Here is a 26,939-nt window from a genome sequence, read left to right as displayed (position 1 = left end):
TAAGTGTCAATGACAGGGAAAGAGAAATTCCAAACGCTTCTCACACAGATGAACATTACAAATGAACTTGATAGCAGTATTGTTGAACATGGTGAATTATCAAGAATCGATGTATCACAATCAAAAAGATTGTGGCATTTCTACATAAAATTACCACAATACTTATCAAGCGAAATGTATCTTGTCTTTACGAATCAACTGAAGTCTGCATTCCAAAGTATTGCAGAAGTTGATTGGACAATTGAAGTGACGAATAAAGAACAGATAGATGAGCATGTACTAAAATATATGCCTCATTGTATTGATGGCACAGAACTAAGTGATAAAGTAAAACATCAATTGAAACAAAAACCGATAATTTTTGCAGAAGATGTCGTGAAAGTTCAAGTTAATAATGATATTGAGCGCGACTATTTTGATAAACGTGTAAATGGCTCATTAGTTAAAGCATTACAAAAATGTGGATTTCAAATTAATCGTGTTATTTTTGAAACGATGGATAACGAAGAGCAAATGAAGAGAGAACTCGAATCATTTGAAGCACATATACAACAAGAAGATGAAGAAGCTGCACGAATCGCATCAGAAAAAATGGAACGTATGAAGAAAGAAAAAGCTGAATCTGGTGATAGTGAAAATGCAGTTTCACGATGCCAAATTGGGAAAGACATTCAAGTTGATTCCATCCGTAAAATTGAAGAAATTATCGAAGAAGAATACAAAGTTGCACTTGAAGGTGTTATTTTTGATATCGAAATGAAAGAATTAAAGAGTGGCAGACATATTGTTACACTTAAAATTACAGATTATACGGATTCTCTTATTCTTAAAATGTTTACTAGAAAAGGTAAAGATGACTTAGAACATTTCAAAGCTTTAAAAGTCGGTACGTGGGTTAGAGCACAAGGTCGAATTGAGCAAGATCAATTTATTCGCGATTTAGTCATGATGATGACTGATATTCATGAAATTAAGAAAGCTCCGAAACTAGATAAAGCGCCTGACAAACGAGTAGAATTTCATTTACATACTTCAATGAGCCAAATGGATGGTATAAGTCATATAAGTAAGTATGTTGAACAAGCTGCTAAGTGGGGCCATAAAGCGATCGCAATAACGGACCATAATGGTGTACAAGGTTTCCCGGACGCACATGCCGCAGCTATGAAAAACGATATTAAAATGATTTATGGTATGGAAGGTATGTTAGTGGATGACGGTGTCCCAATAGCATATAAACCTCAAGATATTCTGCTTAAGACTGCTACATATATCGTGTTTGACGTGGAAACAACGGGTCTTTCAAGTCAATATGATCAAATTATAGAATTAGCAGCTGTAAAAGTGAAAAACGGAGAAGTTATTGATACGTTTGAACGTTTCTCAGATCCAGGAGAACGTTTATCTGAAACAATTAAGAACTTAACTGGAATCACTGATGAAATGCTACAAGGTCAACCAGATATTAAAACAGTCTTAACTGATTTTCATGAATGGGTTGGAGATGCGATATATATCGCGCACAATGCGTCATTTGATATGGGCTTTATAGATACAGGATTTGAAAGAATAGGAATTGGTGCTACTACAAATGCTGTAATAGATACATTAGAATTATCACGTACAGTTAATACTGAATACGGCAAGCACGGATTGAACTTTTTAGCTAAAAAATATGGAGTCGAACTTACTCAACATCATAGAGCGATATATGATGCTGAAACAACAGCGCATATCTTTATAAAAATGTTAAAACAGTTAGAAGAATTAGGTGTTCATAATCATAACCAAATTAACGAACGCTTAACGAACGATGAAGCATATAAACGTGCGAGACCTTCTCATGTTACGTTAATTGTTCAAAATCAAGTAGGTTTAAAAAATCTATTTAAAATTGTAAGTGCTTCTTTAGTAGATTACTTTTATCGTACGCCACGTATACCGCGTTCGTTGTTAAATAAACATCGAGAAGGTATTTTAGTAGGTAGTGCGTGTGACGAAGGTGAAGTATTTACAACTGTTATGCAAAAAGACCAAGATGAAGTTGAGAAGGTTGCTCAATATTATGACTATATTGAAGTTCAACCGAAAAGTTTATATCAAGATTTAGTTGATAGAGAACTGATTAAAGATAATGAAACGATGGAAGAGATATATTCTCGTATATTAAGTGTTGGTGAAAAACTTGATATTCCTGTTATAGCAACTGGTAATGCCCATTATTTAAATGAGCATGATGCTGTATCTCGAAAAATATTAATAGCAGCACAGCCAGGTAACCCACTTAATAGACAAACGTTACCGAAAGCGCATTTTAGAACAACAGATGAAATGTTAGATGAATTCCACTTCTTAGGTGAAGAAAAAGCATATGAAATCGTTGTGAAAAATACAAATGAACTTGCTGATCGTTTAGAAACAGTTGTACCTATTAGAGATGAACTTTATACGCCTAATATGGAAGGTGCAAATGAAGAAATTCGTGAAATGAGCTATGATAATGCTCGAAAATTATACGGTGAAGAACTACCTCAAATCGTTATTGATCGATTGGAAAAAGAACTTGAAAGTATTATCGGCAACGGATTTGCAGTTATTTATTTAATATCTCAAAGACTGGTTAAGAAATCTCTTAATGACGGATACTTAGTAGGTTCACGTGGGTCGGTCGGATCGAGTTTCGTTGCAACAATGACGGAAATTACGGAGGTCAATCCATTACCACCACATTATATTTGTCCATCTTGTAAAGAAAGTCACTTCTTTGATGATGGTTCAGTAAGTTCAGGATTTGATTTACCAGACAAGCAATGTGAAAAATGTCATGTAGATATGATTAAAGAAGGCCAAGATATTCCGTTCGAAACGTTCTTAGGATTCAAAGGGGATAAAGTCCCGGATATTGACTTGAACTTTAGTGGAGAGTATCAACCGATAGCACATAACTATACGAAAGAACTTTTCGGTGAAGATAAAGTTTTTAGAGCAGGTACAATAGGTACAGTCGCTGAAAAAACAGCATTCGGTTATGTGAAAGGCTATTTAAGTGATCAAGGTATCCATAAACGAGCAGCTGAAGTTGATAGATTAGTAAAAGGTTGTTCAGGCGTTAAAAGAACAACTGGGCAACACCCGGGTGGTATTATCGTTGTCCCTGATTACATGGATATTTATGATTTTACACCGATACAATTTCCTGCAGACGACCAAAAATCAGCATGGAAGACAACGCATTTTGATTTCCATTCGATTCACGATAATATCCTGAAACTAGATATACTTGGACACGATGATCCTACAATGATTAGAATGTTGCAAGACTTATCAGGAATTGATCCGAAGACAATACCAGTAGATGATAAGGAAACAATGAAAATATTTAGTACACCAGAATCTTTAGGTGTTACAGAAGAAGATATTCTTTGTAAGACTGGAACATTCGGCGTGCCAGAATTTGGTACAGGTTTTGTAAGGCAAATGCTTGAAGATACAAAACCAACGACGTTCTCAGAGCTGGTTCAAATTTCTGGATTATCACACGGTACTGATGTTTGGTTAGGAAATGCACAAGAATTAATTAAAACAGGTACGTGTGATTTATCGAGTGTTATTGGTTGTCGTGATGATATTATGGTTTATTTAATGTATAACGGCTTAGAACCTTCACTTGCCTTTAAAATTATGGAAGCGGTACGTAAAGGTAAAGGATTAACAGATGAGTTTGAAGAAGCAATGAAAGAAAATAATGTGCCAGATTGGTACTTAGACTCATGTAAGAAAATTAAATATATGTTCCCTAAAGCCCATGCTGCAGCTTATGTATTAATGGCCTTAAGAATTGCATATTTTAAAGTTCATTATCCATTGTATTATTACGCAAGTTACTTTACAGTACGTGCAACTGACTTTGATTTAAAGACAATGACTAAAGATAAAGAATCCATTAAATCAACTATTAAAAATGAGTATTACAGCAGATTCCATGAATTAGCTAAAAAAGAAAAAGATGTATTAACAGTTTTAGAAATCGCTAATGAAATGGCTCATCGTGGCTTTAAAATACAACCGGTTAGTGTAGAAAAAAGTGACTCATTCGAATTCAAAATCGAAGGTGACACGTTGATACCACCGTTTATTTCAGTTCCTGGCCTAGGTGAAAACGTTGCAAAACGTATCGTAGAAACGAGAGAAGAAGGACCTTTCTTAGCTAAAGAAGATCTTAATAAAAAAGCAGGTGTTTCACAAAAAGTCATCGAATACTTGGATGAACTTGGTTCACTTCCAAATATGCCTGATAAAGCACAGCTTTCTATTTTTGATTTGTAACGTATATCCTTGAGCATAGCGCCATTATATGATATACTATTATTGCTTAAAATAATACTCTGACGTTAAAAGAGTGGGACATTTCCCGCTCTTTTCTGTTTGTATTAAGAGGGAGGTCATTATGAGTAAAGTTGCAGCACACGTTGAGGAAATCATTCAACCAATACTTGAAACATTAAATTATGAACTAGTAGATGTGGAATATGTTAAAGAGGGATCAGACTATTATCTACGTATTGCAATTGATAAAGACGGTGGCGTTGATTTAAACGACTGCGCAATTGCTTCTGAAAAGATAAGTGAAGTTATGGACAAAGAAGATCCTATTAAAGAGCCGTATTTCATGGATGTATCATCTCCTGGGGCAGAACGTCCATTAAAAAAAGAAAAAGATTATCTAAATGCAATTGATCAACCTGTATTCATCTCATTATATGAACCTGTTGAAGGGGATAAAGAATGGTTAGGTACTTTAAAAGAAGTTACTGAAGAATCAATTACGCTCGAAGTGAAAATTAAAACAAGAACTAAAAATGTCACGTTGCCTCGCGAAAAAATAGCAAAAGCACGTCGATCAGTAATGTTATAATATAAAGGAGGATACATTGTGAAAGGTAATGAATTATTACTTGCAATTGAATACCTTGAGAAGGAAAAAAGAATACCACGTGAGGTATTAATTGATGCAATTGAAGCGGCATTAATTACTGCTTATAAGAAGAACTATGACAGCGCCAAAAACGTTAGAATTGAACTAAATCTTGACGAAGGTACTTATAGAGTTATCTCAAGAAAAGATGTTGTCGAAGATGTGGAAGATTATAGAGATCAAGTTGCACTAGACACAGCGCTTTTAACGAATCCTGCATACGAAATTGGTGATGTCTTTGAAGAAGATGTTACGCCTAAAGATTTTGGTCGTGTTGGTGCACAAGCTGCAAAACAAGCTGTCATGCAGCGTTTGAGAGATGCTGAACGAGGTATTCTTTACGATGAATTTATCGATAAAGAAGATGACATCGTAACAGGTGTTATTGACCGTGTCGATCATCGTTATGTATATGTTAACTTAGGACGTACTGAAGCCGTGCTTTCTGAAGCTGAAAGAAGTCCAAATGAACAATACTTACCTAATGAACGCATTAAAGTTTATGTAAATAAAGTTGAGCAAACTACTAAAGGACCTCAAATCTTTGTTTCACGTACACATCCAGGTCTATTAAAGCGTTTATTTGAACAAGAAGTACCAGAAATTTATGACGGTACAGTTATTGTAAAATCAGTAGCGCGTGAAGCTGGAGACCGCTCTAAAATAAGTGTTACTTCTGAGAATGGCGATATCGATGCAGTAGGTGCTTGTGTTGGTGCTAAAGGTGTTCGTGTAGAAGCTGTTGTTAATGAATTAGGCGGAGAAAAAATCGACATTGTTGAATGGGATGAAGACCCTAAAGTATTTGTGAGAAATGCGTTAAGCCCTTCACAAGTAGTAGAAGTCATTGTAGATGAACAAAATCAATCAACTACAGTAGTTGTACCTGATTATCAATTGTCATTAGCAATCGGTAAACGTGGACAAAATGCTCGTCTTGCAGCAAAATTAACTGGTTGGAAAATTGACATAAAATCAGAAAGTGATGCAAGAGAAGCTGGCATTATTTCAACTGAAGAATCATAAAGTGAGGTGCTTTTATCGTGAAAAAGAAAAAGATACCAATGCGTAAATGTATACTTTCAAATGAAATGAAACCAAAAAATGATATGATTCGAGTCGTTAAAAATAAAGAAGGCGAAATTAAAGCTGACGCAACTGGTAAAGCACCAGGACGTGGCGCTTATGTTTCTAAAGATTTAGATGTTGTTGAAACTGCTCAACAACAAGGAAAATTAGAACGTTATTTCGCTAGTGATAAAGATACACTTGAACCAGTATATAAAGAAATTATTCGTTTAATATATCGTGAGCGTATACCTAAATGAGTATAGAAAAGAAAGACCAAATTTTGAACCTTCTCGGTCTAGCGACAAGGGCTAGAAAGATTAAAACAGGGGAAGAAATTGTAATAAGTGAAATGAGAAGAGGCAACGTGAAACTTGTCATACTATCAGAAGATGCTGCAGCAAATGTTACAAAAACAATAAAAAATAAATGTGCAACTTATCATGTAACACTTTTAACTTTTGCTACACGCTTTGAATTAGGCTACGCAATTGGAAAAGAAAGCAGAGTGGTGTTGGGCATAACTGACATTGGGTTTAGTAAGAAACTAAAAACAATGATTCATGATTTTCATGAGGAGTGAGTATATGAGTAAAAAAAGAATATATGAGTATGCAAAAGAAATCAATTTAAAGAGTAAAGACATAATTGATGAATTAAAGAAGAATAATATAGAAGTATCAAATCACATGCAAGCATTAGAGGAGAACGACATTAAAATTTTGGATAAAACATTTAAAAAACAAGAAACTGCTAAAAAAGAGCAAACGACTACTCAAGCAAATACAAACAAACCGAATAATAAGCCTAACAATAACCAACAAAAAAATAATAAAAATAAGAAGCAAAATAATAAAAAGCAAAACAACCAACAACAACAACCTAAAGAAGTAGTTCAAGAGACACCATCTTTAATTACTTATGAAGAAGGTATTACAGTTGGTGAATTAGCTGATAAAATTAATAAAGATGCGTCTGAAATTATTAAAAAATTATTCTTACTTGGTGTAGTAGCTAATATAAACCAAGGATTAGATACAGAAACTGTTGAATTGATTTGTGCAGATTATGATATTGAATCAGAGTTAGAAGTTCATGTTGATGCAATGGACTTAGAAAATTACTTTGATGTAGAAGACGAAAATGATGAAAGCTTAATTGAAAGACCAGCAGTTGTTACAATCATGGGACACGTTGACCATGGTAAAACAACATTATTAGACTCAATCCGTAATACGCGTGTAACGGCTGGAGAAGCTGGTGGTATTACACAACATATTGGTGCATACCAAATTGAAAACAACAATAAAAAAATCACATTCCTAGATACACCAGGGCATGCTGCATTTACAACAATGAGAGCACGTGGCGCTCAAGTAACAGATATTACAATACTTGTAGTAGCTGCTGATGATGGTGTTATGCCTCAAACAATTGAAGCAATAAACCACGCTAAAGCTGCAGAAGTACCAATTATTGTTGCTGTAAACAAAGTTGATAAACCAACTGCAAACCCTGATCGTGTCATGCAAGAATTAGGTGAACATGGTTTATACCCTGAAGATTGGGGTGGCGACACTATCTTCGTACAACTATCAGCAATTCAAGGTGATGGTATTGACGATTTACTAGAAATGATCGGACTTGTTTCTGAAATCGAAGAATTAAAAGCTAAACCTGACCGCGCAGCAGTTGGTACAGTGATTGAAGCTGAGTTAGATAAATCACGTGGACCAGCCGCTTCTCTATTAGTACAAAATGGTACTTTAGAAGTTGGAGATTCATTAGTAGTAGGTAATACTTATGGACGTGTACGTGCTATGGTAAGTGATTTAGGTAAACGAATTAAATCAGCTGGTCCATCTACACCTGTTGAAATCACAGGTTTACATGATGTACCTCAAGCCGGAGATCGTTTTGTAGTATTTAAAAATGAAAAACAAGCACGTCAAATCGGTGAAAAACGTCAACAAGATAACATCTTAAAACAACGTCAAGATAGTAAGAGTGTTTCATTAGATAACTTGTTCGAACAAATGAAACAAGGTGAAATGAAAGACTTAAACATTATCATTAAAGGTGATGTACAAGGTTCAGTAGAAGCTTTAGCAGCGTCATTAATGAAAATTGATGTTGAAGGTGTTAACGTACGTATTATTCATACAGCAGTTGGTGCTATTAACGCATCAGACGTTACACTTGCAGCAGCATCAAACGGTATTATTATCGGATTTAATGTAAGACCAGATGCAGGTGCTAAACGTGCCGCTGAAGAAGAAAACGTAGATATGAGATTACACCGTATTATCTATAAAGTAATCGAAGAAATTGAATCTGCAATGAAAGGATTATTAGATCCTGAATATGAAGAAAAAGTAATTGGACAAGCAGAAGTACGTCAAACATTCAAAGTATCTAAAGTAGGTACTATTGCAGGTAGTTACGTAACTGAAGGTAAAATTACGAGAGATTCAAGAGTTCGTATTATACGTGATGGCATCGTTATCTTTGAAGGTGAATTAGATACATTAAAACGATTCAAAGATGATGCTAAAGAAGTAGCAACAGGATACGAATGTGGTATCACAATCGAGAAATTCAACGATATTAAAGAAGGCGACATCTTTGAAGCTTTCAAAATGGTTGAAATTGAAAGAAAATAAATTCGCATGATTGAGCAACTTAGCAAAGTTGAAAGAAATCAGATAGTGAAAATATAAATTTATGTACGAGGCTGGGACATTTACATCCCAGATTAACTTAAAAGAGCGTATATTCTTTAAAAAATAAGAATTTACGCTCTTTTTACTATAGTTTTTAATTTTGGTAGCTCTAAGAGCTACCATTTTTCTTATGTTTGTTGCCATTAAGGCAATCCCTAATTCACGTTTCACTTTTGTTTTCCCTCTAAGAGAAACTCGAGTGAAACCCAAAATAGCCTTCAAATATCCAAAAACTGGCTCTACATCAATCTTTCTTTGTTTGTAGATTTTTTCAGTTTCAGGTTTTGAAAGCAACTTTTGTGTCATATGTTTAAAGTATTCCCACACATTGTTTTTCATTATCTTTTTATTTGTACTCTGGTATGCATTTTTTCTACATAAATCAAATAGTTCGCAGTTATTACAATTATCACTTTCATATAACTTGAAATCTCGTTTATATTTATACTTATCGATTCGATAAGTGTATCGTTTGAATGGCAATCTGCGATTGCTTGGACATATGATTTCATCTATAAGTTCATCATACTTCCAATTTTGTGTGTTATATATGTTTTCTTTATATTTCTTGGTTTGTTCTTTTAAGTACATACTATAAGTTATCAATGGTGTTCTGTTAAATTCATCTAGAATCGTTTTATAATTTTCCTCACTGCCGTAGCCAGCATCTGCGACAATATAGTTTGGTAGATTAAAATAGTTATTTCTAATATTATTTAAAAATGGTGTAAGTGTTCTAGTATCAGTTGGATTAGGAAATATGTCATAAGATAAAACGAATTGTGAATTTGTTGCGATTTGTAAATTGTATCCTGGTTTTAATTGTCCGTTCATCATGTGGTCATCTTTCATTCTCATAAAAGTTGCATCATGATCTGTTTTAGAATAGCTATTTCTTTCACCTAATATATCCAATTGTTTTTTATACTTTATTTGTCTATCGATATTTTCACTTAACAATTTTTTAGTCTTTTTTATTTCCGTTCTTTCTGAACGCATCATTTTTCGTTCTGCTACATCTTTAGAGTTGCTAATATCATTGTTTAAATCTTCGATTTTTTCTTCTAATCTGTTTTTGAATTCGTAAAGTGTTTCAAGTGTAATATCTTGGGTCTCATCTTTTAACTCAGGTATTACTTCATTTACAATGGCTTCACGATAGATTTCTTTCGATTGTTCAACCACTTTTTTATTAAATCTTTCTGTGTTTTTTCTCCAAACAAAAGTGTATTTATTGGCATTTGCTTCAATCTTAGTACCGTCTATATAAATACTTTCCTCATCAATAAGGTTTTGTTCTATGAGTTGTGTTCTAAAATTTATAAATAGTGATTGTAATAATCGATCAATTATAGGATTAACTCTGAAACGATTTATCGTTCGATAAGAAGGTGTTTGGTTCTGTGATAACCACATCATACGAACACTGTCTTTAAGAAGACTTTCAATTCTTCTTCCAGAAAAAACAGATTGTGTATATGAATAAAGTATAATCTTTAACATTAATTTAGGGTGATATGAGGATGCACCACGAACGTGAGTAAATTCGTAGAATTCTTCATTAGGTATCGTTTCTACGATTTGATTTACAAAATGAGCAATATCATTTTCTGGAATTAAAACTTCAATATCTAGTGGTAGAGTTAATTGAGAGATGTTATAATTTTTATACATAGAGCACCTCGTTAATTTAGTTTTTGTTGTGATTAATTAAATTATACGAAAGTGCTTTATTTTTTTGTATAAGAATGGATATTTTGTCACGATTTTGTAAAGTGCTGACGCCCGGGGGAATAGTATGCGTGAGAGACTACAGGCTCGAGCCATACCCCCAGGCAAGCATGCACGAACAAAATCGTAGATTTTATAAATAAAGGAAAGAGAGCTAATCCGAAAATTATGGATTAGCTCTCTTTATTTGAGGTTAGGACATTTATGTCCCAACCTCGTTTTTTTGTGTTTATAAAATGTGTTGTGTATGTATGAATAAAAGACTAATCTCGAGAAGATTAAGAAAAGCGTATGTGCTAATTATTTTTACTATTATCAGTAAATAAGTTTACTATTATATCGGTATTAGATTCTTTTATTTTAAAAACATATTCTTTTAAAATACCAGAAACTATAATTAAAGTAATAATGCATAAGGACTTAGTTATTAATGAAAAATCAGTAAAAGCTAATATTGAAATCCCAATAGCGAAATACAACAGTGTACTTATAAGGAAATATTTTATTTTCATGATATCTCTCCTTTTCATTTTAACGCCATCTTTCTATTACCATACACCTTTATTTTTTACAAATATACCATAAAATGTAAAATATTCATACATAGACAATTATCTATATAGATGATAATCTATATAATGGAATGGAGGAGATCGTTTGGATTATCATGCACTATCAAAACTATTAAAAACTATTTCTGACCCAAGTCGTTTAGAGATTATAGATTTACTTTCTTGCGGAGAACTGTGTGCTTGTGACTTATTAGAACATTTTCAGTTTTCTCAACCTACATTAAGTCATCATATGAAATCTCTAGAAAATAGTAATATGATTTTTATGAGAAAAGAAGGAAACAAAAAAATGTATCGATTAAATACAAAGACTTTTGAACAGTTAGGTCATCAATTACAACTTATTCATCATAAAAATGAGTCATGTATTTGTAACACTATGAAATCAGAGGTGTGTGAAGCATGACGATATTAGCAATATTGATTTTTGTTATAACGCTTATTTTTGTTATTTGGCAACCTAAGGGGCTAGATATTGGTATTACAGCGCTTATTGGAGCACTTGTAGCTATTATAACTGGCGTAGTCAGTTTTTCTGATGTAATTGAAGTAACAGGCATTGTATGGAATGCGACATTAACATTCGTTGCCGTTATCTTAATATCACTGATTCTTGATGAAATTGGTTTCTTTGAATGGTCAGCTATACATATGGTCAAAGCATCTAATGGTAATGGATTAAAGATGTTTATTTATATTATGTTGCTAGGTTCAGTAGTAGCAGCATTTTTTGCGAATGATGGTGCGGCTTTAATATTAACACCAATTGTTTTAGCAATGGTTCGTCACTTAGGCTTTAACAAAAAGCATATTTTCCCTTTCATTATTGCGAGTGGATTTATTGCAGATACGACTTCATTACCATTCATAGTCAGTAATTTAGTTAACATCGTATCTGCAGATTATTTTGATATAGGATTTTTAGAATATTTCACACGTATGATTATTCCAAATATCTTTTCATTAATCGCGAGCATTACTGTATTATGGTTATTTTTTAGAACTTCAATTCCGCGTAAGTTTGATAGTAGTCATATGCAAAAACCGAAAGATGCGATTAAAGATGAAAGACTGTTTTATATATCTTGGATTGTGTTAGCAATATTACTGATTGGCTATTTAATAAGCGAATTTGTTCACGTGCCTGTGTCTATTATTGCGGGTGCTATTGCGATAGTGTTTATTTTACTTGCTCGAAAATCGAAAGCTGTACATACGAAAGCAGTGATAAAAGGTGCACCTTGGAATATTGTTATATTCTCAATAGGTATGTATCTTGTCGTGTTTGGACTTAAAAATGTAGGTATTACAGTTATGCTCGGTAACATCCTTTCAGCAATTTCAGAACAAGGCTTATTTGCAAGCATTATGGGGATGGGATTTATAGCAGCATTTCTATCATCCATTATGAATAATATGCCAACTGTACTTATAGATGCACTTGCTATCCATCAATCAAACGTGCTCGGCACATTAAAAGAAGGTATGATTTATGCCAATGTCATTGGTTCAGACTTGGGACCTAAAATAACACCTATAGGATCATTAGCTACATTACTGTGGTTGCACGTACTTTCACAAAAAGGCGTGAAAATTCCGTGGGGCACATATTTTAAAACAGGTATAATCATTACAATCCCAGTACTATTTATTACATTATTGGGTTTATATCTTACATTGCTTATATTCTAATAAAGAAAGTGGAGAGAATAATGACTAACAAAACAATTTATTTTATATGCACAGGAAATTCATGTCGAAGTCAAATGGCTGAAGGATGGGCAAAACATATAATAGGAGAAAATTGGAACATATATTCTGCAGGTATTGAAACACATGGTGTGAATCCTAAAGCAATCGAAGCAATGAAAGAAGTGAATATCGATATCACAGATCAAACTTCTGACTTGATTGATCAAACGATACTTAATCAATCAGATTTAGTTGTAACATTATGTGGTCATGCAGATGAACATTGTCCAACTATTCCTAAACATGTACATAAAGAACATTGGGGATTTGATGACCCAGCTGGAAAAGATTGGTCAGAATTTCAACGTGTAAGAGATGAAATAGGCTTGAAATTAAAAAGCTTTAAAGAAGACATGACAAATAAATAAAATATAATTTTTAAAGCTTATTATTTAATAAGCTTTTTTTGTTTGTAAATTGAAAAGGTGTTCATAAATAAAATCGATTGAATTTTATATAGATTATTACAAAGATGTAGGATTAGTATTTGTTAGACCCTTTAATAACATAATGAAATAGAGGCATTTCTATCAAAAGTTATTGGGCCAAATTAATTGGGATGTTAGTATTGTAAGTAGAATGTTATAAAAGTGAGGATATAAATAGACTATAGCAATAATTAGAGTTAAATAAGAAGGTGGACATTATATATATTTATGAAAATGAATTCAAAATTTCGTATGTAGACGGAATAAGAAAAGTTTATGAATCAGTTGGATGGATGGGCCATAACAATGAAAAAATAGAAGAAATATATAAAGCCAGCACACATGTTGTATTAGTAAAAAATGATGATGAAATTATTGCAGTTGCAAGAGCGTTATCAGATGGAGTGTTTAATGCCGCAATTTATGATGTAGTAGTAAAAGAAAAACACCAGGGTCAAGGTATTGCTAAAAGAATATTAGAAGAATTTTTAAATGAGTTTGATAGCTTATCATGTATTCATTTAATTTCTACAACCGAAAATGTCGAATTTTATCGTAAACTTGGCTTTAAGAAATTAAAAACAGGTATGGCCATTTATCGATCATTGAAATTAGAGAATGAGTATACTGAATAGAATCTTAATAAAGAATAAAAAAGTAAAATGGGAAGTATACCTTGGCTGGAGATATACTTCCCATTTTGGAAGATAAGCACTTTTATTGTTGAGACAAGAATATAAAATATTCTCTACAAGATATACTTGATAATATAAGTATATCTACTTATTTTTAAAAGTGAAATATGTGTTAATAAATATAACAGATAATGTAAAATTAGATAACATTAAGGGGGATAATATGGAACAAAACGCACTTATCGGTAAATTACAGAAAAAAAGAAATGATTTAAGCGAATTAGAAAAGCGAGTTTTAGACTTTATTCTGAATGATTATGAATTAATTGCAACTATGACTATTGATGATATAGCAAATCGTTTATATGTTTCTACTGCAACGGTTAGCAGATGTTCTCGAAAATTAGGATATGAAGGATTTAGAGAATTAAAATATACTTTAATACAAAATCAAACAAAATTGAAAAAAAGTAAGGAAGTACAGAATTTTAGCGCTGAAATTAATGAATTTATGATAGAAAATGTAAATAATCTACAAAATACTATTAATGATATAAATATTAAAGATTTAGAAACAGCAGTTACATATATAAATAGGGCACAAGTAATAGAAATCATTAGTGTTGGAGCAAGTCTTGCAAATGGACTAGATTTAAGTAGAAAATTAACTTTCCTAGGACAGATTGCTCACGCTAGAACGGATTGGGACGAATTAGAAGCCATATCTCATAATTTAAACGATGATTGCTTAGCTATATGTATAAGTTCTAGTGGAGAGACTTCATATATGATTAATTACGCTAAAAAGCTGAAAAGTAAACATGTACCTATTATCTCAATTGTAAGTAATCGCAATTCACAGTTGGCACAGTTATCAACAATTGCTTTAATTGCTAAAACAAATAATATATATATTGGGAATGTAGATTTGAGTTCTAGGCACGCTACTATATTTATAATCGATTTAATACTTATGATGTATGGAAAACAATTATAATGTAACAACTTTCATAATATGTAAGCGTAACCTAAATACTTAATTGCTATTGATACCCCTATAATATATTTGTATATTAGTGAATAATAAATGTACAAATATATTATAGGGGTGTGAAATTATTGGGGAATAAAAATGATAAACAGAGTAGTATGTGGGATTTTTTACAAAACATGGGAAAAACTTTTATGTTACCTGTTGCATTATTAGCTTTTATGGGCTTGATTTTAGGAATTGGAAGTTCTTTTACGAGTGATTCAATGATTGATGTATTTCCGTTTTTAGAAAATAATATGATACAACTTGTATTGAAATTTCTAGCAACAGTTGGTGGATTTGCATTCACATATTTACCAGTATTATTTGCTATTGCATTACCTATAGGTCTTGTTAAGCACGAAAAAGGGGTTGCTGCATTTTCTGGATTTGTAGGTTATACAATAATGAATTTAACCATTAATTTTTATTTAACTGAAACTAATCAATTAGCTGATCCTGATAATTTGCAGCAAGCTGGACAAAGTATGATCTTAGGTATACAAACATTAGAAATGGGCGTACTTGGTGGTATTATTTCAGGGCTAATTGTATATAAATTACACAATAAATTTTGCTATATTCAGCTACCTGATAGTTTTGCTTTCTTTTCAGGTTCAAGGTTTGTACCTATCGTAACTTCACTTGTTCTAGCTGTTATTGGTCTGATTATTCCTATTATTTGGCCATTTTTTGGAATGATTATCGGGAGTGTAGGTTCTCTTATACAACATTCAGGTGTATTTGGTCCTTTCTTATTTGGAGCAGGAGAAAGATTATTGTTACCATTTGGTTTACATCATATTTTAGTATCTATGGTAAGGTTTACTGAAGTAGGTGGACACTCGATTATAGAGGGTAAAGATGTTTTTGGAGCTTTGAATATTTTTTATGCTCAATTACAACATAGTATCCCTATATCCTCAGATGTTACTGCATTTTTATCGCAAGGTAAAATGCCAACATTTATGTTTGGATTACCTGCAGCAGCATTGGCTATTTATCATTCAGCACCTAAAGAAAATAGACATAAAATAAAAGGGTTATTGATATCAGGGTTTGTCGCTACATTTGTAACAGGAATAACTGAGCCAATTGAATTTCTATTTTTATTTGTCAGTCCTTTACTATGGATATTCCATGTTTTTATGACTGGATTAGGGTTTATGGTGATGAATATTCTTGGTGTAACAATTGGTAATACTGATGGCGGTGTATTAGATTTCTTAATATTTGGGGTTATGCAAGGAAGTTATACTAAATGGTGGCTAGTTATTTTAGTTGGCATAGTATGGTTTAGTATTTACTACTTTATATTTAAAATAGTTATTCTTAAATTTGATTTAAAAACACCAGGTAGGAATGTTGATAAAAATAAATCAAATAATACAAAGGATACATCTACACAACTAGATAATGTAGCAAATGATATGCTATTAGCAATTGGTGGATCTGAAAATATATTGAGTATAGACAATTGTATTACGAGATTAAGGTTAGTACTTAAAAATGCAAATAAGGTTGATGATGATAAATTAAAAGAATTAGGTGCATTAGGAGTTGTTCATTTAGATAAACAAAATGTGCAAATTATTATCGGTACAAAAGTAACAACAGTTAGAAAACAACTTGATGCAATCATTTAGGATTAGAAGGAGAATTTATATGTATAATTTTGATGAAGTTATCAATAGAAAAGGAACGAATTGTACACAATGGGACTATGTGCAAGATCGGTTTGGACAAAGTGGCTTATTACCTTTCACAATATCTGATACTGATTTTGCTTCACCAAAACAAGTAATCCAAAGCTTGAATGAAAGAATGAGTCATCCAGTGTTTGGTTATACAAGGTGGAATCATAAAGACTTTAAAAATTCTGTTGAAACATGGTATCAGAAAAGATTTGATACTAAAGTAGAAAAGAATTGGATATATTATACACCAACTGTAATCTATGCGGTTTCTCAATTAATAAAAATAAAATCAACTGAAAATGATGGAGTAATTATACAAACACCTGCATATGATGCATTTTTCAATGTTATAAAAGAAAATAAAAGAAAAATAGTAGAAAACAAATTATTATATGATGATGGTTTATATTCAATAGATTTTATAGAACTAGAAAAACAATTGTCGAAACAAACTAATAAAATATTATTGCTTTGTTCTCCTCATAATCCAACAGGAAGAATATGGAATGATTATGAATTAAATACAATAATTGAATTGTGCAAGCAGCATAATGTATACATTATTTCTGATGAAATTCATATGGATATAGTTAGAAAAGGTAAAAGTCATATACCATTATTTAAAAAAAGTACTGAAAATATCGCTATTGTCACAAGTGCTAGCAAAACGTTTAACTTTCCAGGACTACTTTTTGCTTATGTATTAATACCAAATGTAGAAGATGGTGATATGTTCTTGAAATATTTAAAAAAACAAGATGGTCTATCATCTCCTAGTATAATGGGAATGGAAGCAACTATTGCAGCATATAACGAATGTAGTGACTGGGTAGAGGAATTAAATAATTATTTAGATGAAAATATTAAGATTGTACAAGCATATTTGAAAGAAAATTTGCCAGATATTAAACTAGTGTATCCCGAATCAACTTATCTTCTTTGGTTAGATGTCTCAAGACTGAATATTAGCATGAATGATTTACAGGAACGTTTAATCAAGATTGGTAATGTTGCAATTATGGATGGCGCAACATATGGTGGGAATGGGGAATTATTTCTAAGATATAATATTGGTTGCCCAAAATCCAAAGTTATAGAAGGTTTAAATAGATTGATGTTAAGTATATAAGTAATGAAAAGTGCCGGACTCATGGAGGTCTGGTATTTCTGTTTTTAAAGTTAATATATTCATAATGTTATAAAATTTAAAAAATTACTCAGCTGAAATTAATTGAATAAACACTGTTTATTGATATGATTAAATTATGAGATTATAGTGTGCATTTGCATTTAAAGTATTGGAGGATTTTTGTGTGACTGCTTTTTTACATGGATTTTTATTAGCTTTAGGTCTGATTTTGCCTCTTGGTGCGCAAAATGTTTTTATCTTTAATCAAGGCGCGAATCATAAAAGGGTTAGCAAAACGGTGCCAGTTATTATTACGGCTGGTTTGTGTGATACGTTATTAATTGTATTAGCAATATTGGGCGTGTCTCTTGTTTTATTATCATTGCCTATTTTACAACTCATAGTTTATATCATTGGATTTATATTTTTAATTTATATGGCTATAAGCTTATGGAATGAAAAGCCTAAAAACTTAGAATATCAAAGTCCAATGTCTGCCAAAAAACAAATTGGTTTTGCGATGTCTGTTTCATTATTAAACCCACATGCTATTATGGACACAATAGGTGTAATCGGAACAAGTGCATCTATTTATGATGGCATGGATAAATGGATCTTTTCAATTTCTACGATTGCTGTTTCTTGGCTTTGGTTTATTTTATTAGCATTTTTAGGTAAAATGATTGGTTCGGTTGATAAAACTGGAAAATGGATTGTTTATTTGAATAAATTGTCGAGTGTTATAATTGTCATTGTTGCTATAATTATTTTGAAAAGCATTATTGGTCTTCTGATGTAAGATGAAGATTTAATATCGTATGTATACTTTAGTCGATAAATGGGAATATACAAGTATAAAGATATATGGAGTAGATATGTATGAAAACGTTATTTAAAGGTGTAGCTGCTGTCGGCGGAACATTAGCAGTTAGCCAAATTGTATTAAAGAAAGTATCTAAAAGAAGCATGAGAAGTCAATTAATTGAGTGGATGCTCGATTTAAAAATTATTCATCCTAATTATGGAGATGATGATTCTAAACATGAGTTTGTTAATGCATTGTACGATATGAATAAGGAAGCATTTAAACTACCTAAAATGTATAAACCAAAAACGCATATGGAAGAGTATTTTATAGATGAAATGAAAGTACTTAAACATAATGTGAAGGCACCATCAAATATAGGTATACTTTATTTACATGGTGGTGCCTATATATACCAACCGTCTATTTTTCATCATTATTTTATAGATGAATTGTCTTTAAAAGTTAATGCTACAGTAGAAATGCCAGTTTATCCTAAAGCACCTAATGATATATTTATAAGATCTTATGAACTGATCATTGATTTATATCGCAGAATGGTTGAAACATATGATGATGTCATAATTATAGGGGATTCAGCAGGAGGTGGACTCGCAGCAGGTTTAATTCAGTTATTGAAAGAACGATCAGTTAAACAACCGCTTCATGTTTTTTTACTTTCTCCATGGATAGACATTAATATGGATAACGATAAAATTACAAAAGATTTACTAGAAAGCGATCCAATGTTAACGATTGAATCATTGAAGTTTGCTGGTGATTTATGGAGTGGACATACTGATAAAAACCATTATCTCTTATCTCCTATTTATGGAGATTTACATGGTTTACCTCCCATTACGATATTCGTAGGAACAAGAGAAATATTATTACCAGATATTCAATTATTTAGCGATAAGTTGCAAGCATTTAATAATAATGTTGCTTATCATGAGTATGTGAATCAAAATCATGTATTTCTATTAGAGCCTATACCAGAAGCTAAAGATGCTAGAAGTATCATTTATAATACAATCAATAGATATAAAGGTAAGAACGTTTAAAAAAACTCAGAATAGGAGTGGTTCTTATGCAAACCCTGATTGTCTATTTTGTCGGGTGTTTTATTGGCTTCATAGTGCATCGTCTGTTCCAAACAGAAAATATTTGGATGTCCATCGCACAGTTTTCAATATTTATAACATTTATGTATACATTTTTAGGAAGGTTTATACCTTCAATTAGAAAATCACTTATACAAATGGTTCCAGATGGGATACCAAATCCTAAACTTGTAGTATATGTTACAGGCTGGTTAGAGTTCATAATAGCTATAAGCGTATTTATACCAAAATTGAATTATATCTTTAGTGTTGTAGGTATTATTTTATGTTTCATGTTGTTTCCAGGTAACATAAAAGCGCATGCTAGAAATATATCATTCGGAAGTAAAGCACCAACAAATATTTATTTAAGAGCATGCATTCAAATACTATTTATTGTCTCATTTATCATAATATTTAAACATGCTTAACTTTGATATGATTGTCTTTTTAAGCCTTCAAGCATGTGTTATAATTTAATAATGAATAGATTAGATAAGAATGTTAAGAGGTGAAAGAAATGAGTATTCGTTCTGAACGTGTAGGCGAACAAATGAAAAAAGAATTAATGGATATTATAAACAATAAACTTAAAGATCCAAGAGTTGGATTTTTAACAATTACAGATGTAGAACTTCCTGGTGATTTATCTCACGCTAAAGTTTATTTAACAGTTTTAGGAACAGATAAAGAAAAAGAAGATACATTTAAAGGTTTAGAAAAAGCAAAAGGTTTCATTAAATCTGAGCTTGGAAACCGTATGCAATTACGCATATTACCTGAATTACATTTTGAATATGATGAATCAATTGATTATGGTAATAAAATTGAACGCATGATTCAAGATTTAAATCGCAAAGAATAAAGTTTTACGATCATATATTTAAAAAAACACCTGATATTTTCACTGTTTAAGTGAATTTATCAGGTGTTTTTTCTTTTTAATCAAGTTTTAATTTTTCTCTAATTATTTGTGAACTTTGCAAAGGTACAGTGTAGTTAAGTTAAAAAAGCAAAGAATAAATAAGGAGGAAATAAATATGAGAATTGTCGTTGTACCTTCAGGTTTTAAAGAAAGTTTAAGTGCAGAGGAAGTAGGGCAATCAATTGCTAGAGGTATAAAAAAGGTTAATCCTGACCATCAAGTTACGACTATTCCGATGGTAGATGGTGGTGAAGGCTTTGTAGACACGATTACAAAATTGAAAGAAGGAAAAAAAGTTAAGACTCACGTGATGGGACCAGTTGGTAAGCCTATTGAATCTTTCTTTGGTGTATTTGAAGAAAATGGAGTTAAGACAGCTGTGATCGAAATGGCAGCAATTGCAGGGTTAAGACATGTCCCTCAGAATATGAGAAACCCATTAAATACAACTACTTTTGGCGTAGGAGAAACAATTATTAAAGCATTAGATATTGGTGCAGAACGCATTTTAATCGGTTGTGGAGATTCAGGTACATCTGATGGTGGCGTTGGAATGGCACAAGCATTAGGTGTAAAATTCTTGAATATAAACGGTGAAGAAATATTTGTAAATGGTGGAGGTGAAATTGACCAAATTCATGGTGTTGATATGAGATATATGGACGCTAGAGTTCACTTAGTAGATATAGATGTAGCAGTAAATTGGACGAATTTGTTATGTGGCAAGAAAGGTGTAGCAAGAGTGTATGGTCCGCAAAAAGGTGCATCTCCTGAAAATGTTGAGCAGTTGTCTAATAATCTAGAACACCTTGCAAGACTTATAAAAAGCTTTAAAAAAGAGGATGTTTCTTTAATGAATGGCGGGGGTGCGTCTGGTGGTTTAGGTGCTGGGTTGCATGGATTTCTTAATGCACGTTTACACCCTAGATTTGAAATTATCATGAAATATATTGAAATTTCTGATGCCATAAAAAATGCAGATTTAGTAATTACTGCTGAAGGTTGTATCGACTTTCAAACACCGAATGGAAAAATCCCATCAGAAGTTGCAAGAATCGCTAAAATACACGAAAAACCTGTTATCGCTTTTGCAGGTACGATAGGTCATAACGCAAAGATAAATTATCAAAGTGGCATTGATGCTTATAGTAGCATTATTCCAGAACCAACGACATTAGAAAATTCAATTTTAGACGCAGATAAATGGTTAGAAAATTGTTCTGAAAATGCACTGAGACACATTATGATTGGCATAAATTTAGGCAATCAAATGTATGTTACAAAAGATGTTGTTCAATGACCAATAAACAATTAATATATCTGTGTTTATATTTTGTATTTTCTATCGTTGTATTCTTATATACTGATTTACCTTATTTAGGGCAGCTCAGTTTAATTGTATTTGTATTATCTTTAGGTTTATTTTTGTTAACGAATATGCCTGCAGGGTTATCTGCATTTATAGCATTAGTCATAGGGATTGTGCTAGGCATTCCGGAAAAAGTATTGTTTGAATCGTTAAATGAGCAAGTTGTTTGGCTCATGATTGGTGCGTTTATGATTAGCGCAGCAGTTGAGATAAGTGGTTTGCTAGATAGACTAATTCATTGGATAGATGATAAATGTCATACAGAAAATAAAATGAATTTATTTCTATTTATGATTGTTCAATTAATATCTATATTGGTACCTTCTACATCAGGGAGAGCCGCATCAATGTTGCCTATTTATAAAGCATTTTCTACTAGGTTTCAATCCAATCAAAAATATTTTGCATTGCTGATACCGGTGCTTATTTTAATGGGTGCCAATCTCACACTAATTGGTGCTGGTAGTCATATTGTTGGGATTGGGTTGTTAAAAGGTCAGACGAATGAAACCATCTCTTATGTAGACTTTCTTATATGGGGTAGTCCATTCGGTATCATTATGGGATTGATAAGTTTAATTGTTATAAAGAAAATGTTTTTTATTAAAAATGACATCAATGATCAACCCATTTTAAATAATGTAAAAAGAACACGCTCACCATTAAGTGTGAAAGAACAAAAGACTTTGCTATATTTATTGATTACGATTAGTTTATGGATAACAGAATCTATACACGGGTTTGATATTGCTTTTATTACGATTGCTATGAGTATCGTTATGATGACCCCTAATGTAGGTGTCATCTCATGGAAACAAGGATTACAAAGTGTCTCTTGGAGTCTAATATTCTTTGTAGCTGGGGCAACGGCGCTTGGCGAACTACTTGTTTCATATAAGGTTATTCAATATATACAAGAAAATTTATTTGGTTACTTATCGCAATTTGAAAATATAAATGTACAAGTTATATTATTGATCATTGTTATAATAACAGTAACATCACATTTATATGTGACAAGTCATACAACAAGAGCTGTCGTTTTTGTTCCATTATTTTTATTGTTTAGTGATATGTTTAATTTAAATCCAGTTGCAGTCGTTTTTATAACTTTGATGGGAACGAATTATTGTGTTACTTTTCCAGTGAGTTCAAAAGCATTGCTGCTATTTTACGAACAAGATAAGAAGCCTTTTAAAAATAAAGATTTAGCGAAAGTTAGTAGTATTTTGATGCCTATATATATGTTAATAATGATCGCATGTTATTATTTTTGGTGGCAATATACTGGTCTATCGCTTAGGTAAGGAGCAATGAAATGGAAAAAATATTAATAGTAGAAGATGAAGTGAAAATAGCAAGAGTTATACAGTTGGAGTTAGAGTATGCAAATTACGAAATTAGTATCGCACATACAGGTAGGCAAGCTTTAGATTTATTTGAATCAAATGACTTTGATTTAGTCTTATTAGATGTCATGATCCCTGAATTAAATGGATTAGAAGTGTTGAGAAGAATTCGCGAAGTAGATGACAACATTAAAATTATTATGTTAACTGCGAGGGATGCAGTGATGGATAAAGTAAGTGGTTTAGATTCTGGTGCAAATGATTATATGACTAAACCATTTGAAATAGAAGAACTCCTCGCTAGAATTAGAGTTCATTTAAAGCAAAATAATGAAGTGTCAGACGAGAACAATAGTGAAATTCACTTTAAACATTTGGTTATTCATCCACTAAGTCGCGAAGTATATATAAATCAAACATTAATTAACTTAACACAGAAAGAGTATGATTTATTGTTATATTTTATTGAGAATAAAAACCAAGCCTTGACGAGAGAACAAATTATTGAAGCGGTATGGGGATACGAATATTATGGTGACACAAATGTCATTGATGTTTATGTTAGATATTTAAGAAAAAAACTAGATCAAAATGACATATCCTTGATATCTAGCGTTAGAGGTATTGGATATATGATAAAGGATTGAATCTATGAAACTCGGGACTAAAATTCAACTCTATACTACAGTCATGATAGTCATTGTTGTTATTTGCATCAATTTATTTGTTTACTTTGTTTATCAAAAGGTTTCGCTCGACTCTGAAGCTACACAACTCGAAAGCAGAGGGATTAATATTATGAAAGAGTTGCAAAACACTTCAGATACCGATGTTAACACAGAGGCAGTCTTGCAATCTTATTTACTTTCAGATGGATATATAACAGTAGTAAATCAAAAAAATAAAAGTGTCGTTCAAATATCAACAGATATTAAATATAAAAATTTAGCAGAATTATATAAAAATGAACAATATAAAAAAGTCGTCGATAAAAATGGTAACCATTTTGCGATGGTATCTTTACCGATTATTTGGAAAAATGGTGAAGTGAGTAATCTCCAAATATTTGAAAATATTGATTTTAAGTATGAGACTTTTGCTATCTTAAAGTGGATATTAATTGTTTCAACATTCATTATTTTAATCGTGATATTTCTGTTGAATCGAATCATTACGCAAATTATTTTGAAACCAATCAATGAGCTCATTGAACAAATGAATAAAACGAGAGAAACGAAACATTACAGCAAAATAGATATAAATAATAATGATACGAAAGAGTTGAAAGAACTTTCAAATACATTTAATGACATGATGCTCAATTTAAAAGATCATGATGAAAAACAACAAGCATTTATACTTAATGCATCTCATGAATTAAAAACGCCAATAACAGTTATGACTTCTTATAGCGAAATGTTAAAAAGATTTGGTAAAACGAGACCTGATTTATTAGATGAAGGTATTGATACCATTAATGAAGAAGCCAAAAGGTTAAAATATTTAACTGAGCAAATGTTAGATTTGGCTAAAATAGAACGAACTTTTCATGATATTAAGTTTTCAAAAGTGGATATTGTTGCACAAGTTTCGATTTTAACTAAAAAACTTTCACAAGTATATAAAAGAAAAATTAATGTACACACAACAGAAGATGTTTTGATTGGTAAAATCAATAAAGATAGTTTTGATCAGTTAATAACGATTTTCTTAGATAATGCATATAAATATAGTCAATCAGAAATTGATTTGGCATTAATAAATAAAGTGGAACATATAGAAATTAAAATTAAAGATTATGGTCCTGGTATACGTGAAGAAGATATTGAAAAAATATTCACGAGATTTTATAGAATTGATAAAGCGAGATCTCGACAGTCTGGAGGATCGGGATTAGGTTTATCAATAGCGAAAGAACTTGCATCCAAAAACCAAATTGATATACAAGTTAAAAGTAAAGAAGGCACCGGAACAGAATTCATTTTAAAAGTGAGAAAGGTGTGAAAATATGAAAAAATTAATTAAACCTATTCTTATCGTTATGATGGCAATACTACTAATAGCTTTAATTGCTATTATTTATATCAGGTCAACAGAACAGTTGATGGATAAAAATTCAGCTAAAACATTAGTATCAGAGAGGTATAAAGGGGATATTTCTAAATTAACGCAATCAAAAGATAATCGCTTGTTTTATGTAGAGATTAAAGATAAAGATAAAAAATATAGTTTGGAAATTGACCGAAGAAAAGAAACAATTAAAAATGTTACATCTCAATCAACATCTAAACAACCTACAAAACAACAGCCTAAAACAAAACAGAAAGCTAAAAAAGAAAACAAGAACAAATCAATTATTACTGAAAAAAGGGCGAAACAAATTGTGATGAATGAAGTTGGTGGCACATTCGTAGACATTAAGAAAAATGACAATTCTAAGCCAGCGACATATACAGTCACTCAGCATGTAGATCAAGATGAAGGCGCAGTCGTTTCTGTTAACTCGTTAAATGGAAAAGTAAATTCAGTATCTTGGTTTAATATCGAACAACCTCAAACTGACTATAATGAAGGTTACGCCAATAAAGAACAGTATTATTATGAAGATGATGACGACTACGATGACGACGAAGTTGATGATGATTAATATGGATTATCAGTTATTTCTTCTTTTTATTTGAGTTTTAATGTAAACTTGTAATGAATATAAGCATGTTTTTGGAGGTCGTAAATTTGGATGGCATATTAGCAATTCATAAAGAAGTAGGCATGACGAGTCATGATGTTGTGTTTAAACTTCGTAAAATATTAAAAACTAAAAAAGTCGGTCATACTGGAACGTTGGATCCTGAAGTGAGCGGTGTATTACCAATTTGTATTGGCAAAGCGACGCGTGTAAGTGACTACGTGATGGAAAGTGGTAAAACATATAAAGCTGAAGTTACAATCGGTGTAAGTACGACTACCGAAGATCAAACTGGAGATATTGTAGAAGAAAAAAATGTAAATGAAAATATTTGGAGCACTGATGATATACGTTCTACAATCAATAAATTAGAAGGCGAAATTGAACAAATACCGCCTATGTATTCTGCAGTAAAAGTAAACGGAAAAAAATTATATGAATATGCTCGTCAAAATATTGAAGTTGAAAGACCAGTTCGCAAAGTTTTTATTAACAGTATCGAACTTATTTCTGAAATATCATACGACAATCAAACTTGTAAATTTGAAATTGAAGTTGAATGTGGTAAAGGGACTTATATACGAACGTTAGCAACTCAAATAGGAGAGTTACTTGGATTTCCAGCACATATGTCTCATTTAATTAGATTGAAAAGCGGTGGTTTTTCTTTAGAACAAGCCATAAAATTGGATGAATTAAGACAAATAGTTGAGCAAGATAAGTTACAAGATGTGCTACTTCCATTAGAATATGGATTGAATGGTTTAGAAAAAACGACGATTAATGATGAAGAGATTGTTAAAAGAATACAGAACGGACAAAAAATAGAAAAACAGTTAATTGCTGATCATCAATTTGAAGGCATATTCGTAGTTTGGTATGGAGATAAAGCGATAGCAATAATGGATACATATGAAAAAAATAATGCACTATATAAACCGAAAAAAGTTTTTCTTTAA

At 31.7% G+C, this 26,939-nt stretch carries 24 protein-coding genes and 1 pseudogene; 23 read left to right on the top strand and 2 right to left on the bottom strand.

Translation table 11 applies throughout. The features are described from left to right. The first annotated feature begins 9 nt into the window (after window positions 1-9). From PYW35_RS07945 to infB, 6 genes are all read left to right on the top strand, one after another. Window positions 10-4,326 (top strand): PolC-type DNA polymerase III, encoded by a 4,317-nt coding sequence (locus tag PYW35_RS07945; protein ID WP_204107886.1) that lies wholly within the window; start codon window positions 10-12, stop codon window positions 4,324-4,326. 121 nt (window positions 4,327-4,447) lie between these two features. After that, complete coding sequence (gene rimP / locus PYW35_RS07940) at window positions 4,448-4,915, top strand: ribosome maturation factor RimP (protein WP_016910767.1); 468 nt, start codon at window positions 4,448-4,450, stop codon at window positions 4,913-4,915. Window positions 4,916-4,933: 18 nt separating this feature from the next. Continuing rightward, window positions 4,934-6,001, top strand: coding sequence for a transcription termination factor NusA (gene nusA, locus PYW35_RS07935; protein ID WP_016910768.1), 1,068 nt, complete (start codon window positions 4,934-4,936; stop codon window positions 5,999-6,001). A 17-nt stretch (window positions 6,002-6,018) separates the two neighbouring features. Next, on the top strand, window positions 6,019-6,303 hold the full coding sequence (gene rnpM / locus PYW35_RS07930) for an RNase P modulator RnpM (RefSeq protein ID WP_016910769.1): 285 nt from the start codon (window positions 6,019-6,021) through the stop codon (window positions 6,301-6,303). Then, window positions 6,300-6,626 carry a ribosomal L7Ae/L30e/S12e/Gadd45 family protein gene (locus tag PYW35_RS07925; RefSeq protein WP_016910770.1) on the top strand — a complete coding sequence of 109 codons (327 nt, stop codon included), beginning with the start codon at window positions 6,300-6,302 and terminating at the stop codon, window positions 6,624-6,626. The genes rnpM and PYW35_RS07925 overlap by 4 nt, the downstream gene beginning before the upstream one ends. A 4-nt stretch (window positions 6,627-6,630) precedes the next feature. Beyond that, the gene (infB, locus tag PYW35_RS07920; protein ID WP_103323034.1) at window positions 6,631-8,706 is read left to right on the top strand and encodes a translation initiation factor IF-2; all 2,076 of its coding nucleotides are present in this window, start codon (window positions 6,631-6,633) and stop codon (window positions 8,704-8,706) included. A 135-nt stretch (window positions 8,707-8,841) separates the two neighbouring features. Here infB and PYW35_RS07915 read toward each other — a convergent pair. Continuing rightward, window positions 8,842-10,440, bottom strand: a pseudogene (locus tag PYW35_RS07915) (IS1182 family transposase); the annotation flags it as partial. Between the two features lie 353 nt (window positions 10,441-10,793). After that, window positions 10,794-11,009 (bottom strand): hypothetical protein, encoded by a 216-nt coding sequence (locus PYW35_RS07910; RefSeq protein WP_204107830.1) that lies wholly within the window; start codon window positions 11,007-11,009, stop codon window positions 10,794-10,796. Between the two features lie 145 nt (window positions 11,010-11,154). Here PYW35_RS07910 and PYW35_RS07905 point away from each other — a divergent pair, with 145 nt between their 5' ends. From PYW35_RS07905 to truB, 17 genes are all read left to right on the top strand, one after another. Further along, window positions 11,155-11,475 carry an ArsR/SmtB family transcription factor gene (locus tag PYW35_RS07905; RefSeq protein WP_103323483.1) on the top strand — a complete coding sequence of 107 codons (321 nt, stop codon included), beginning with the start codon at window positions 11,155-11,157 and terminating at the stop codon, window positions 11,473-11,475. Continuing rightward, the gene (gene arsB, locus PYW35_RS07900; protein WP_103323484.1) at window positions 11,472-12,761 is read left to right on the top strand and encodes an arsenite efflux transporter membrane subunit ArsB; all 1,290 of its coding nucleotides are present in this window, start codon (window positions 11,472-11,474) and stop codon (window positions 12,759-12,761) included. Before PYW35_RS07905 ends, arsB begins: the two co-directional genes overlap by 4 nt. A 20-nt stretch (window positions 12,762-12,781) precedes the next feature. Continuing rightward, window positions 12,782-13,189, top strand: coding sequence for an arsenate reductase (thioredoxin) (gene arsC / locus PYW35_RS07895; RefSeq protein ID WP_103323485.1), 408 nt, complete (start codon window positions 12,782-12,784; stop codon window positions 13,187-13,189). A gap of 269 nt (window positions 13,190-13,458) precedes the next feature. After that, window positions 13,459-13,884 carry a GNAT family N-acetyltransferase gene (locus PYW35_RS07890; RefSeq protein ID WP_233709571.1) on the top strand — a complete coding sequence of 142 codons (426 nt, stop codon included), beginning with the start codon at window positions 13,459-13,461 and terminating at the stop codon, window positions 13,882-13,884. Between the two features lie 223 nt (window positions 13,885-14,107). Next, a complete protein-coding gene (locus tag PYW35_RS07885) occupies window positions 14,108-14,881 on the top strand; it encodes a MurR/RpiR family transcriptional regulator (RefSeq protein WP_103323411.1) in 774 nt (257 codons plus the stop codon). Window positions 14,882-15,003: 122 nt separating this feature from the next. Then, window positions 15,004-16,563 (top strand): maltose/glucose-specific PTS transporter subunit IIBC, encoded by a 1,560-nt coding sequence (gene malX / locus PYW35_RS07880; RefSeq protein ID WP_103323410.1) that lies wholly within the window; start codon window positions 15,004-15,006, stop codon window positions 16,561-16,563. 19 nt (window positions 16,564-16,582) lie between these two features. Continuing rightward, window positions 16,583-17,743 (top strand): MalY/PatB family protein, encoded by a 1,161-nt coding sequence (locus tag PYW35_RS07875; RefSeq protein WP_016910778.1) that lies wholly within the window; start codon window positions 16,583-16,585, stop codon window positions 17,741-17,743. 184 nt (window positions 17,744-17,927) lie between these two features. Next, the gene (locus tag PYW35_RS07870) at window positions 17,928-18,542 is read left to right on the top strand and encodes a LysE/ArgO family amino acid transporter (protein WP_103323544.1); all 615 of its coding nucleotides are present in this window, start codon (window positions 17,928-17,930) and stop codon (window positions 18,540-18,542) included. 80 nt (window positions 18,543-18,622) lie between these two features. Next, window positions 18,623-19,612 (top strand): alpha/beta hydrolase fold domain-containing protein, encoded by a 990-nt coding sequence (locus PYW35_RS07865; protein ID WP_103323543.1) that lies wholly within the window; start codon window positions 18,623-18,625, stop codon window positions 19,610-19,612. A 26-nt stretch (window positions 19,613-19,638) separates the two neighbouring features. After that, window positions 19,639-20,082, top strand: a complete 444-nt coding sequence (locus tag PYW35_RS07860; RefSeq protein WP_016910781.1) for a hypothetical protein — start codon at window positions 19,639-19,641, stop codon at window positions 20,080-20,082. An 89-nt stretch (window positions 20,083-20,171) separates the two neighbouring features. Further along, complete coding sequence (gene rbfA, locus PYW35_RS07855) at window positions 20,172-20,516, top strand: 30S ribosome-binding factor RbfA (RefSeq protein ID WP_016910782.1); 345 nt, start codon at window positions 20,172-20,174, stop codon at window positions 20,514-20,516. Window positions 20,517-20,691: 175 nt separating this feature from the next. Beyond that, the gene (locus PYW35_RS07850) at window positions 20,692-21,876 is read left to right on the top strand and encodes a glycerate kinase family protein (RefSeq protein WP_103323542.1); all 1,185 of its coding nucleotides are present in this window, start codon (window positions 20,692-20,694) and stop codon (window positions 21,874-21,876) included. Further along, window positions 21,873-23,252 (top strand): SLC13 family permease, encoded by a 1,380-nt coding sequence (locus PYW35_RS07845; protein ID WP_103323541.1) that lies wholly within the window; start codon window positions 21,873-21,875, stop codon window positions 23,250-23,252. The genes PYW35_RS07850 and PYW35_RS07845 overlap by 4 nt, the downstream gene beginning before the upstream one ends. A gap of 11 nt (window positions 23,253-23,263) precedes the next feature. After that, window positions 23,264-23,941: a response regulator transcription factor gene (locus tag PYW35_RS07840; protein ID WP_103323540.1), complete on the top strand. Its 678-nt coding sequence runs from the start codon at window positions 23,264-23,266 to the stop codon at window positions 23,939-23,941. Window positions 23,942-23,945: 4 nt separating this feature from the next. Continuing rightward, the gene (locus PYW35_RS07835) at window positions 23,946-25,298 is read left to right on the top strand and encodes a sensor histidine kinase (protein WP_103323539.1); all 1,353 of its coding nucleotides are present in this window, start codon (window positions 23,946-23,948) and stop codon (window positions 25,296-25,298) included. A 4-nt stretch (window positions 25,299-25,302) separates the two neighbouring features. Then, window positions 25,303-25,941, top strand: a complete 639-nt coding sequence (locus PYW35_RS07830) for a hypothetical protein (protein WP_103323538.1) — start codon at window positions 25,303-25,305, stop codon at window positions 25,939-25,941. Window positions 25,942-26,027: 86 nt separating this feature from the next. Beyond that, window positions 26,028-26,939, top strand: a complete 912-nt coding sequence (gene truB, locus PYW35_RS07825) for a tRNA pseudouridine(55) synthase TruB (RefSeq protein WP_103323537.1) — start codon at window positions 26,028-26,030, stop codon at window positions 26,937-26,939.

The organism is Mammaliicoccus vitulinus, assembly GCF_029024305.1.
In the GTDB taxonomy this organism is placed as follows: domain Bacteria; phylum Bacillota; class Bacilli; order Staphylococcales; family Staphylococcaceae; genus Mammaliicoccus; species Mammaliicoccus vitulinus.
Note: the sequence above shows the minus strand (reverse complement) of the source record. Positions and strands in the feature narration are given on the sequence as shown.